Origin of the sequence: Specibacter sp. NPDC078692 (assembly GCF_040686835.1) — a bacterium.
Classification (GTDB): domain Bacteria; phylum Actinomycetota; class Actinomycetes; order Actinomycetales; family Micrococcaceae; genus Specibacter.
Genome location: NZ_JBFBLV010000010.1, coordinates 123,393 through 133,579 on the forward strand (window position 1 = coordinate 123,393; position 10,187 = coordinate 133,579).

Consider the following 10,187-nt stretch of genomic DNA (forward strand, 5'->3'; position numbering starts at 1 on the left):
TTTTTCTGTCATACGCGGCATTGCGGTTCGCTTGCAGCCCACACTGCCGTTTAAGCTCTGTTTATGAGTAGTAATTGGGAACGACTCGATGAATCACTGCGCCCAGCCGTCAGCGCCTCTATCGCCGATTTTGAACGCACCCGACCGGCCCTGATCCAATTGACCGCTGAGATGGAGTCACTCATTCGTGAGGTCCTCTCTGAGGCTGAGGACAAACCCCTGTTTGTCACCAGCCGCACCAAGTCCGTGGAATCATTTCGCGAAAAAGCATCACGGATGGTGTCCGAACCCGACGCCGCCCCTGCCCTGCAGTTTCCGGAGCCATTGAAGAACCTCACAGACATGGTGGGCGTTCGCGTTATCACCACCCTGCCCGGCGAGAACGCGCAGGCGGCAAACCTGATTAAACGCCAGCGCAGCATCTTTGACTGCCGTGGCGACACAGAGAAGGATATTGGCTCGATCGAGTCCGGCACCTACGGCTACTCCAGCCGCCACTTGATCCTGCGCACCATCCAAAGCGAAGTAGTCCGCAACTACCAGGCGTTGCTGGATCCGGATACTAAGCCAAACGGCAGCTACTTTTTCGAATGCCAGATCCGCACCATCTTCGCTCACGCTTGGAGCGAGATTGAGCACGACATCCGCTTCAAGTCCCAGGATCCGCGCGCCTGGAGCCCCTATTTTGACCGGCAGTTCACTGCCACGGCAGCCATGCTGGAGACTGTGGAATCGGCGTTTTCCGAGCTTCACGACAGGTATGAAACGGTCACCAGCTACTGGGATACCGAAGGTGAGGGCAACGTTTCGCTGACCCCGAACCGGATCAAGGCCGTGTGGCAAACGCTGCTACCGCATGTTGATCGCAAGGCTGGTGACGACTGGGGCTGGGCGGCTGAGCTGGTGGCCGCGCATGGGCTGGGCAAGACCGTGGATCTGGCCGCCCTCCTGCAGCCGCAGATCATCTCCAATGTCCGCAGGGCCCTGGAACACAGGTACTCCCCCGGCCCGGACAGGCTCCTGGATGATCTGCTGTTGTGGCAGTTTGGTGAAAGCCACATTGACCTCACCGCAGAGGAAGCCGGAACAGAACAAACCCCGCGCCGCGACAGCCTGATCCGCCGTCACCAGCAGATGCAGCGCTATCGCAAGGCGCAGGGTTTCTAGTTCCTACGCCATGAACTTCTCCAGCCTGTCCTTGCGTAGCTCCCAATCAGGCATGACACGGCTCAGCAGTTGGTAAAACTCACGGCTGTGGTTCGGGACCTTCAAGTGGCAGAGCTCGTGCGTGATGACATAGTCGATCCCCGCCAGCTGTCCCACACGGAGCGCCCTCGGGCTTCATGCTCCGATACAAAATGTTCGACGGCGTGAACTCACTTGGGGTCGGAAACCGCACCTGGCACGCCGTCGACACACTATTTTTGTAGTTGAGGCACTAAGAAATCTATAGAAAAAGCTAGGGCACCGCCTAAAAAATAGACGATGCCCTAGCAAAGTACGCTTGGCCTTCTAACGCGTTACTTAGCAGAGGCGGAAGCCAAGGAAGTTGCAAGGAATGAAGAGCATCCCGTAGGTGGTGGCCACATTTCCGGAAATTGCGCCGCCCAAGCCCATGCCACCGGATGAGTTCACGGGTGCCGAGATGCTGGTTGCGGGAGCTTCGAGAGTGCTGGCCTGGGCCGGGGACAGTCCTGGAGCCATGATGAGTCCGGCTGCGACAACTGCTGCAATGCCTGCGGAAGCAAATGGTTTTTTCATGGAGATGCCCTTTTCGGTAGCGGAGTTTTGTGCCGCGAGCGGCGACGGTGCTCCTAGCCTAAGGCTCAACACGCGCGAACGATACGCAGAACAGAGCATTTAGCCCTATCCTTTTGGATAGTCTTTTCGGCCCATGTTCCCGATAACACCATATTCATGCCTAGCCACAGGAAAGAAGCGGGTTAGCGAAGCTGACTAAGCGACCAATCCTGAGCGCAATGCCGTGACAACCAGTTGCAGGCGGTCTCGTGTGGAAAACTTCCGGCCTAATCTGACCAGGTGGTATTTCACTGTCGATTCGGAGAGATAGAGTTCGGCGGCGATCTCACTGTTGCTGCGCCCGTCGCATAGCAACTTCAGTACCTCTTCCTCGCGGCCCGTCAGTTCAATGGACGTTTCCGTCCGAGTGGCCGGGCGGCTGCCGCGAAGGTCCTCGATGAGCAGATGGGCAACTGCCGGATCAATGGGGCAATCGCCTGCGTGAACGTCTCTGACGGCGGCCACGATTCGTTCCGGTTCAGCATCCTTAACCACATATCCCCCGGCGCCAGCCAGAAGTGCCGCTCTGAGATGAACGTCGGAGATGTGGCCGGTGACCACCAAGATTCCAATCTCCGGATTCTGCGCAACGATGTTGCGAATGGCGGTAACGCCGTCCATGACAGGCATCTGAAGGTCAATGAGCAACACGTCCGGACTATGCTCCTGAACAAGACGGATGGCATCCTCACCATTTTCGCCTTCGCCCAGAACCACTAAATCCTTGGTTTGGGACAGGTACGTGCGTAGCGCACCACGCACAAACTTTTCGTCGTCAACAATGACTACGTTAATACTGTCAGTACTCTGGTTATCTTCGGCCAACTCGTTCATGCAGACAGTCTACGTAGCTGCGGCGATGGAAAGACGCGCATTGCTCCGGGTCAGCGTGTGGGATTCGGAAATGAGCCACTCGGCCAGATGCCGGACGGCTTCGACTTGCCGCTCATTACTGCCTTGCGGCCTGCTGGTACGTGCTTTGCATTCATAATGATCTCCAAGATCGCGGAATAGACATTTGTAACGCCGGCCCTCCAACGTGGCCCGATGTCCCCGATAACATCGACGCTACGCAGGCGCACTATGCCTTTCAATGTCGAAGGAACAGGACTGTCCACTTGGACGACGATTTGAACGCCCAAACGGAGAGATTTGGCCACTTGGCCAAGCCTCTCCTTGATTCGGCGAGGCGGTCTGCCCCCGGTTCGCTTCGGCAGGCCGACAGTGCTACCGCAAGGACTGGCGATCCTTGAACGGCAGGACCGTGCGGACAAGCCACCAGCCTCCGTCGGACCCCGCCTCGAGGGTGCCTCCCAGCCGCGAAGCTCTTTCCTGCAATCCCGCCAGTCCGGTGCCGGAGACGGGAAGCCGAGGATTGCCCGGCGTCATGCGGCTCCGGATCACCAACTCAAGGTGGTTATCCGCCACAACCATGGAAATCTCGCATCGAGACCCTTTCCCCGAATGCTTGACTATATTGGTGGTACTTTCCTGCAAAATCCTCAAGACCGTGGGACGGAGGCCATTTGGAGTGTCATCCAGATTCCCGGATGTTTGAATGTTGGTGGGGCAACCGAGGCCACTGAGCCGCTTCTGGGCATCTGTAAGGCTGCCTGCCAAGTCGATACAGGCCACGCTAGGCATTACGCCAACAACCTGCGCGGGTGCCCCTTCGGAAGATCTCTCGTCCGCGCGCATGGCGACGATCAACCGTCGGAGATCATCCAAAGAGTTTCTGGCCATGGAACCAATCTCGGTGAGAGCATGTTCCTTGGCCAGCTCTTCCTTGGAGATCTTGCCCAGGTTTGCTTGAACGGCAATCATGGTCAAGCCGTGCGTGACAACATCATGAAGTTCACGCGCCAATTCAGCGCGCTGTTCGACGGCGGCTGCAGCTGTCTTCTCGTCGGCAGCCTTTTGCTCGCGTGCTACTTGGAGGGCCCGTTCGCGTAGCAACTTAATAGCCAGACCGGGCGCCGTGAGAAGCAGTGTGGCCGGGATATAGCCCCACAACAGCACTGTTCCTAAGTGAGCAACAAGGAGTACCCAGACAATTTGCCATACTAGAAAACTGCCCACCATGACGGCAAGCGAGCGCAGGGAAACCCGGTAGGCAGCCACGGCCACAGCAAAGAAGGCCAGCAACAGGGGCCCACCCAATGCAGCTTGCGGCAGCATCGTGGCCAATTGAAGCACAAACAGTCCGGCGACCCATTGTGGCCGAAAGGCTAGCGCCATCCAGACGGCCCAGTAGGCAACCGTGCAGGAAATCAATAGCCAGGGAATCTGAGCTCCCGGTTCAGTCAGGACAGACAGACGCACATCGTCAAAGGCAGAAACCGTTACGAAAACGGCAATGACGAACGCAATCCACATGGAAAGCGGCGAATGCCCTACTCGCAATATTTCTGAAAGCCCAAATTTCCGCCACTTCCGAGGAATTTGCAGCGACGGGCCGGTATGCGGGCGAAGGGATTCAGTCACTGGGCTATCGTCCCAGAAAGCGGAGGGTGCCGCTACCGCAGAACAAATCCCAGCCCCAGCTCGTCATCGGCGTCCAAAGTGAATTTTCCCTCCCCTACAGGGAAAGACCGCCCACTGACCTCCACCACGAGTCCTCCCGCTGGCCCATCAACCCGGTCCACAACCCGTGCCGCAAAGCGCGAATCAATGATGGAATAATGCTCCAGGCCCTCTCCTTCAGCCAACTCCCCCGAATCGCTAAGCAGAGCCACACGCGCTGCCGTGCCTGATCCACTGGGCGAACGGGCCACCTGCCCGTCTGCAAAAACACTCACATTACGTTGCCTCAATCCGGGCCCGGACGCCGGCATTGGCTCGTGGAAAATGGTGCCATAAATGCCATGTTGCCAGGCGTCTGGGTGGTGCTGCGCTGCAGGATGATCGGCGAGTCCTGCGGTCACCTGATGAGCTGCTGCAACTGTCCTTGCCAAGTTCGACGGCGCCACCTCCAGTCCCGCTGCGGCGGCCGGCACCGAGGCATACAGCGCCCCACTCCAGGCCAGGTCTACGCGCAGACGCCCAAAATCAGCCGTCTTGACCTCAATGTCCCTAGCCACCACATAGGAGGGAACATTGTGAAACCCCACCTCATGAACTTTCCCCTCTGCCATGGTCACCCGAGCCGTGACGCGACCCGAAGGAATATCAATCACAACGTCAGTCTCGCCGTCGTCCGGGGCACGGACCAGACCGCTGCGTACTGCCCAGGTACCTAACGCCATGGTGCCGTGGCCACACACTGTGGAAAAACCCTCACGGTGCCAAAAGATGGCTCCGAAATGGGCACCCGGATCATCTGGCGGCACCACGAAGCCGCCGTACATATCGGCGTGACCCCGCGGTTCATTGACCAGCAACTTACGGATCTTGTTCGCATCCCCCTCGATGGCACGTTCACGGCGTTCGCGCGCCGTCGTGCCCTCGATCAGGATGGGCAGCGCCGGCACAATCCGGAAAGGCTCCCCTGCCGTGTGATAGTCAAAGGTTTCAATTTCCCACAGTGCCGCTTTCATAGCTGTCTCTCCCTTAGGCTGACAAACCAAGCTTGGGCGGATACTTCCCCATTTGTGGTCAATATGGCACGGCACATTTGGCCTGTCAATGATCCACCAGGAACTACGGTTCTGCCGCACGAGGCTACTGCGTTGAATGTCCATGGCAAACGCCGGTCCCCACGTGAGTGTGGGAGCCGGCGTTTTTGTACTGCACCGTTCTTGGTGCGGTGAATCTGGGTGGTGAATTACTTGCTGGTGGAAGGGTGCTCGTCACCAATGTGACCCGGAGCGTTAACGGCCAGAACCCGGGCCACAAAGGCGCCGTATTCGTCCATGTAGTGCTCCAGAAACTCCCTCGTTCCCTCATTCTTGACCTCGCCGTCGTCTCCATAGTCTGCAGCGTTAAAGCTGATGTAGGCCTCCGGCGAGTTGAGCTGCGGCGCGTCCAAGAAGCTGAGGACACTGCGCATTGAGGACTGCATGACGGCGGTACCGATGCCGCCGGGGGACGCACCGATGATGCCTGTGGGCTTACGGGCAAAGGAGTTGGTGCCCCAGGGCCGGGAAGCCCAGTCGATGGCATTCTTCAAGGCGCCGGGGATGGAGCGGTTGTACTCCGGCGAGACAAAGAGGATTCCGTCAGCGGCGGCGATGGCTTGCTTCAAAGCTTGCCCCGCTGGCGGATAATCACTATCAAAATCCGAACTGTACAGAGGCAGGTCCCCGATGGGGATCTCGGTGAATTCAAGCTCCGGAGGTGCCAGGCCGATCAAGGCCTTGGAGAGGGTCCGGTTGATGGAACCGCTGGCGAGACTTCCGACGAAGTAGCCGATTTTGTGGGTGGCCATTGCTTTCTTCCCTATCTGCTGATGCCGCACGGAGTGAGTGTTTCACTAGCCCGTGCACCATGCCGAACTGCTGATGGTTGACGCGATTTCGAGCTTAGTCCTGCGCGGTTACGGTAACTAGGGGGCCGAGCGGATGGGTAGGGCTCTATGGGTAGCGCTGCATGGATAGGCCAACCCATCGACGACACTGGCAGGGCCGGGATAGATTCTTAGTAATCGCTCAGCCGGAATTCCTCGGTAACAGCGAACCACTCGCGGTTAGACCGCAAACTTTTAGAAAAGGACGAACATCATGGCAATGCTAGGTAGCGATCCCCAGGACATGGCAGAACTGGTTTCCAAGTTGGCTTCAGCCATCGACCAGATCACCACTGCAATGAGCACCCTCGACGGCAAGGCACAGTCCGTCCGCTGGGAAGGCCCCGACGCCAACCGCTTCAAGGGCACCACGTGGCCCACATCCAAGAAGCAGCTCAACAGCGTCATCAACGATCTGACCCAGGTCAAGACCTTGGTTAACAAGCAGAAGATGGAACAGATCTCAGCTTCACGCTAAATCTCTGCACCCACAAATATCCCGCAACAGCGCTTGTTGATTCAACATCCGCTCCTGCGGGATATTTGTTTAAGCCGCGCTCACCGCGGCTATGTGTTCAGGGCTTACCGGAATTGCATGCTGCTGAAACTCGGGATGTTTGCGTAGGTAGACCTTGATATAGGGGCAAACAGGCACCACTTTCAAGCCCTCCGCAATGGTGTCCTCAAGTGCAAAGTGGGCCAGCTTTCCAGCCAGACCCTGGCCAGCGTACGCGTCGTCGACCGTGGTGTGGAAAAAAATCCGCTCCGGGCTGGCGTCACACTCAAATGACAACCAATGTGCCTTGCCAATGACCTTATCGCCGTCGAGAAGCTCGTAGCGATGACGGCTGGAGTTCTGACGCACGGTGATCGTTGATTCGTTGGGCATGGAGTCTCCTATGGGTGGTTTAGCCGCGCGGGCGTAGCTGAACGTTGGGAAGTCCGGGCGCAGGAAGCGGGTCCGGTAGGTTCTCGGGGAACGGACCGAAACGTGGGTAGGGCGCACCGTCAGGGTAGCCTCCGTCTTGCGCCAGCGGGAGTGCCTGTTCGGCGCCGATCTCGGCTTGCCAAGCGGCTCGGTAGGCCACAACTTCCTCGTGGTTTCTGCCGATGAAATTCCACCACATGACGATCTTCTCACCCAGAGGTTCCCCTCCTATGAGAAGCACTCGAACAGGGTTGTTACCAGCCTCCAGCACCATGTTCGAGCGTCCGAGAGGTAGGTACACAAGATGATCCACGGGTACTTGCTCGCCGTCCAGCCTCAGGTCCCCGGTGTCCAGCAGAACCCCGTATTCAAAAGCCGGGTCCACTTCAAGTTCCAGCTTTGCACCGGCACGCAGCACCGCCTCGGCACCCAGCAAGGGCGGTGTGTAGGTCTCCACCGGCGATGTTGAACCCGCTAAGGAGCCAAGAAACACCCGCAATTCCGTGCCGTCACCAAGGACCGGTTCCGGAACGTAATGCGAAAAGGTTGGTGGCATGTGCCTGGTTGCATCAGGCAGTGCGTACCAGAGCTGCGCACCGTGGAGAACGGTTGTGTCTGGGGTTGAGAACTCTTGATGCGAGATGCCGCGGCCGGCGATCATCAAGTTCACTTCACCAGGACGGACGACGGCGGCGAATCCCGCCGAGTCAAGGTGATCGATCTTGCCGGAGAACAACCAGCTAACCGTGGCCAGTCCGGTGTGGGGGTGGCGCGGTACGTGCATCCCGCCGGTGGCAGGGACCAGATCGGGACCGTAATGATCCACGAAGCACCAAGCCCCGATGAGGCTGCGGCGCTTTTGCGGCAGGGTTCGGCGAACGTCCATGGCCCGGACTCCGCCTAGCGGGACCGCCCGTGGCGGGAGCACCTCGGAATCGCCAACATTTTGTTCGAATTCACAGATCACTTCATCGGGAGTGGTTTCGAGGTTGCTCATGGGGCCAAGTCTAGGACCACCGCGGCCGCAAGACCCGGCACGCGGCGGATCGGGAGGGCGAGCGGCGGATCGGGAGGGCGTGGGGCGAGCAGCGGGAGGGTGTGGGGGCTACGCTCGGGCTCGAACGGGGTGCTGGCTCATGATGGAGACGCGGTTGAACGAATTGATAGCAATGCCGGCCCACTGTAGTGCTGAGAATTGCTCATTCGTCAGCACCGTTCGGGCTTGTTGGAGCTCCTCTTGCCTCGAATCGCTATCGCCCAGGAGTGCAGCAGCTTCACCAATCAAGAGCGCCGCCCGCTCAAGCTCGGAGAAGACTTCGGTTTGTCGCCACACTGGCAAAACCGCGAGCTGTTGGCTGCTCACCCCGGCGTCCAACGCGTATCGGCTGTGCATGTCTAAGCAAAAGGCGCACCCGTTGATCTGAGAGACGCGCACGTTCAGAAGTTCCACAACGGATCGTGGAATATCAGAAGCGTCCGTTGCTGACTTCACCTTGAGAGCTAGTCCATTCAGTGCCCGCCAGCTTCCGGGGTCGGACTTATCCAGAAAAAAGTGTTCGGTCATCGAGATCGCGCTCCTTGGAATCTGGCAAATGGAAGGGGTGAGTCAGCGCCGGCCGCGCTTTGCGGCCCGAGCCTTGCCGCCTGGCCGGCCACCGCCGCGCAAATTAGCCCCGGCCGACTTTCCCTTGGCAGCAGGGGTGCGTGCCGACGTCGTACTTTTTCCAGTCTTGGCGCCCTTCTTAGGGGCAGCATCCTGCTTGGCCTGCACGGAAGGCTGGCGCGAGCTGTTGGCGCTGCGGCCGCGCACCACGCCAATAAACTCCTGGATGACGGCCTCATCTTCGGCGGGCAGCGGCTGGAACGAGTCAATCCATGCCAAGGCGATGCTGGTCTCGGCAACGCCATGGAGTAAGCGTGAACGCAGGGTCTTGCGGCTGAAATGACGGCCCACGGACATGGGCAGGATCAGGATGCCGAGCCCGGCTTCGACCAGATCCAGAGCCTCTTCGATGGAGGCCATGGGCGGCAGGGGCTTGCGGGTGCCGGCGGCGATTTCGGTGGAAATATCGCGCCATTCCGGAAAATTATCCGGGTCGGCGAGAAGGTATTCATCGGCCAGATCCGCTACGTCCAACTCGTCGAAGGCAGCGATCGGGTGATCCTTGGGCGCCACCACCACGGACAGTTCGTTGTAGAGCGGAATGACGTGCAGACCCGTCTTGTCTACGGGCAATCGAACGAACGCCATGTCGACTTCGCCAGCGCGCACGGCGTCCAGCTGGCGGGATTCGGGCACTGGTGTGGATACGAGCGGCACGCCAGGCATGCGCTCCTCCCAGCGGTGGATCCACTTTCCGGGGGTCACACCCGGGACAAAGGTCACTGTAAGTTCGCGGGATTCAGACACCTGTTTACCCTAACGCACCGCTTTGCCCTAAACTACCGTCCGCGCACCGGTACCCTTGATGTATGAGCATTAATCCTTCCCCCCAAGCCATGAAATCCGCCACAGCGGCCAAGAAGCTGGGCATCCATCTGCCCGCGGCTCCCGCAGAATTCCAAGAGAACGCGATCAGCCGGGAGGACTTTAAGGTTTTGCAGGACACTCCCCCGGAGTGGCTCGCCGAACTGCGCCGCAACGGACCACACCCCCGCCCCGTGATTGCGCAGAAGTTGAACATCTCCATTGGTGGCCTCAACCGCTCCAACATCACCGAGCCACTCACGACAGCGGAGATCACCGCGCTACTGCAGGCTCCCCCCGCGTGGCTGGTTGAGGAGCGCGCCGTGCACGCCAAAGCACGCGCCGAAGCCAAGCTGGCCAAGGACCGCGAAGCAGCCCGCCGCCCGAAGAGCTAGCCTGACCGTTCCGGCAGTCAAGTCTCCCGCGCTGGGATCTTAAATGCCGCCGTTCCCGCAATTTGCCACCTGGTCTACCTGTGGCAAATTGCGCGTACGTTCCCGGGAAATTCCTCACCGCTGCGTTCGTCCCCGGCCAGGAGAGTCTCGAGG

13 protein-coding genes are annotated in these 10,187 nt (G+C 59.2%); 3 read left to right on the plus strand and 10 right to left on the minus strand.

Going from position 1 to position 10,187, the window contains the following annotated elements; all coding sequences use genetic code 11:
* The first annotated feature begins 63 nt into the window (after window positions 1–63).
* Window positions 64–1,167 carry a (p)ppGpp synthetase gene (locus tag AB0O97_RS09565; RefSeq protein ID WP_363842245.1) on the plus strand — a complete coding sequence of 368 codons (1,104 nt, stop codon included), beginning with the start codon at window positions 64–66 and terminating at the stop codon, window positions 1,165–1,167.
* A 3-nt stretch (window positions 1,168–1,170) separates the two neighbouring features.
* Here AB0O97_RS09565 and AB0O97_RS09570 read toward each other — a convergent pair whose 3' ends face one another.
* From AB0O97_RS09570 to AB0O97_RS09595, 6 genes are all read right to left on the minus strand, one after another.
* The gene (locus AB0O97_RS09570) at window positions 1,171–1,323 is read right to left on the minus strand and encodes a M48 family metallopeptidase (RefSeq protein ID WP_363842242.1); all 153 of its coding nucleotides are present in this window, start codon (window positions 1,321–1,323) and stop codon (window positions 1,171–1,173) included.
* A 201-nt stretch (window positions 1,324–1,524) separates the two neighbouring features.
* The gene (locus AB0O97_RS09575; RefSeq protein WP_363881994.1) at window positions 1,525–1,761 is read right to left on the minus strand and encodes a hypothetical protein; all 237 of its coding nucleotides are present in this window, start codon (window positions 1,759–1,761) and stop codon (window positions 1,525–1,527) included.
* A gap of 195 nt (window positions 1,762–1,956) precedes the next feature.
* Window positions 1,957–2,634 carry a response regulator transcription factor gene (locus AB0O97_RS09580; RefSeq protein ID WP_363881996.1) on the minus strand — a complete coding sequence of 226 codons (678 nt, stop codon included), beginning with the start codon at window positions 2,632–2,634 and terminating at the stop codon, window positions 1,957–1,959.
* Between the two features lie 393 nt (window positions 2,635–3,027).
* Window positions 3,028–4,284: a histidine kinase gene (locus AB0O97_RS09585; RefSeq protein ID WP_363881998.1), complete on the minus strand. Its 1,257-nt coding sequence runs from the start codon at window positions 4,282–4,284 to the stop codon at window positions 3,028–3,030.
* 32 nt (window positions 4,285–4,316) lie between these two features.
* Window positions 4,317–5,336, minus strand: coding sequence for a proline racemase family protein (locus tag AB0O97_RS09590; RefSeq protein ID WP_363882000.1), 1,020 nt, complete (start codon window positions 5,334–5,336; stop codon window positions 4,317–4,319).
* Window positions 5,337–5,563: 227 nt separating this feature from the next.
* Window positions 5,564–6,166, minus strand: coding sequence for an NADPH-dependent FMN reductase (locus tag AB0O97_RS09595; RefSeq protein WP_363882002.1), 603 nt, complete (start codon window positions 6,164–6,166; stop codon window positions 5,564–5,566).
* Window positions 6,167–6,458: 292 nt separating this feature from the next.
* Here AB0O97_RS09595 and AB0O97_RS09600 point away from each other — a divergent pair, with 292 nt between their 5' ends.
* On the plus strand, window positions 6,459–6,722 hold the full coding sequence (locus AB0O97_RS09600) for a hypothetical protein (protein WP_363842224.1): 264 nt from the start codon (window positions 6,459–6,461) through the stop codon (window positions 6,720–6,722).
* A 69-nt stretch (window positions 6,723–6,791) separates the two neighbouring features.
* Here AB0O97_RS09600 and AB0O97_RS09605 read toward each other — a convergent pair whose 3' ends face one another.
* The 4 genes from AB0O97_RS09605 to AB0O97_RS09620 all read right to left on the minus strand — a co-directional run bounded on the left by AB0O97_RS09605 (window position 6,792) and on the right by AB0O97_RS09620 (window position 9,582).
* The gene (locus tag AB0O97_RS09605) at window positions 6,792–7,133 is read right to left on the minus strand and encodes a GNAT family N-acetyltransferase (RefSeq protein WP_363882004.1); all 342 of its coding nucleotides are present in this window, start codon (window positions 7,131–7,133) and stop codon (window positions 6,792–6,794) included.
* Between the two features lie 19 nt (window positions 7,134–7,152).
* A complete protein-coding gene (locus AB0O97_RS09610) occupies window positions 7,153–8,169 on the minus strand; it encodes a pirin family protein (RefSeq protein ID WP_363882006.1) in 1,017 nt (338 codons plus the stop codon).
* 108 nt (window positions 8,170–8,277) lie between these two features.
* Complete coding sequence (locus tag AB0O97_RS09615; RefSeq protein ID WP_363842215.1) at window positions 8,278–8,736, minus strand: carboxymuconolactone decarboxylase family protein; 459 nt, start codon at window positions 8,734–8,736, stop codon at window positions 8,278–8,280.
* A 42-nt stretch (window positions 8,737–8,778) separates the two neighbouring features.
* Entirely contained in the window at window positions 8,779–9,582 is an 804-nt protein-coding gene (locus tag AB0O97_RS09620) for a substrate-binding domain-containing protein (protein WP_363842213.1), read from the minus strand.
* 89 nt (window positions 9,583–9,671) lie between these two features.
* On the opposite strand from AB0O97_RS09620, the gene AB0O97_RS09625 reads away from it, so the two are divergent.
* The gene (locus AB0O97_RS09625) at window positions 9,672–10,034 is read left to right on the plus strand and encodes a DUF5997 family protein (protein ID WP_363842888.1); all 363 of its coding nucleotides are present in this window, start codon (window positions 9,672–9,674) and stop codon (window positions 10,032–10,034) included.
* Window positions 10,035–10,187 lie beyond the last annotated feature (153 nt).

What these genes read in the sequence shown, in the direction of transcription:
- AB0O97_RS09565 (WP_363842245.1), top strand. Translation starts at nt 64, where the DNA reads ATGAGTAGTAATTGGGAACGACTCGATGAATCACTGCGCCCAGCCGTC.
- AB0O97_RS09575 (WP_363881994.1), bottom strand. Translation starts at nt 1,761, where the DNA reads ATGAAAAAACCATTTGCTTCCGCAGGCATTGCAGCAGTTGTCGCAGCC.
- AB0O97_RS09580 (WP_363881996.1), bottom strand. Translation starts at nt 2,634, where the DNA reads ATGAACGAGTTGGCCGAAGATAACCAGAGTACTGACAGTATTAACGTA.
- AB0O97_RS09590 (WP_363882000.1), bottom strand. Translation starts at nt 5,336, where the DNA reads ATGAAAGCGGCACTGTGGGAAATTGAAACCTTTGACTATCACACGGCA.
- AB0O97_RS09595 (WP_363882002.1), bottom strand. Translation starts at nt 6,166, where the DNA reads ATGGCCACCCACAAAATCGGCTACTTCGTCGGAAGTCTCGCCAGCGGT.
- AB0O97_RS09600 (WP_363842224.1), top strand. Translation starts at nt 6,459, where the DNA reads ATGGCAATGCTAGGTAGCGATCCCCAGGACATGGCAGAACTGGTTTCC.
- AB0O97_RS09605 (WP_363882004.1), bottom strand. Translation starts at nt 7,133, where the DNA reads ATGCCCAACGAATCAACGATCACCGTGCGTCAGAACTCCAGCCGTCAT.
- AB0O97_RS09610 (WP_363882006.1), bottom strand. Translation starts at nt 8,169, where the DNA reads ATGAGCAACCTCGAAACCACTCCCGATGAAGTGATCTGTGAATTCGAA.
- AB0O97_RS09615 (WP_363842215.1), bottom strand. Translation starts at nt 8,736, where the DNA reads ATGACCGAACACTTTTTTCTGGATAAGTCCGACCCCGGAAGCTGGCGG.
- AB0O97_RS09625 (WP_363842888.1), top strand. Translation starts at nt 9,672, where the DNA reads ATGAAATCCGCCACAGCGGCCAAGAAGCTGGGCATCCATCTGCCCGCG.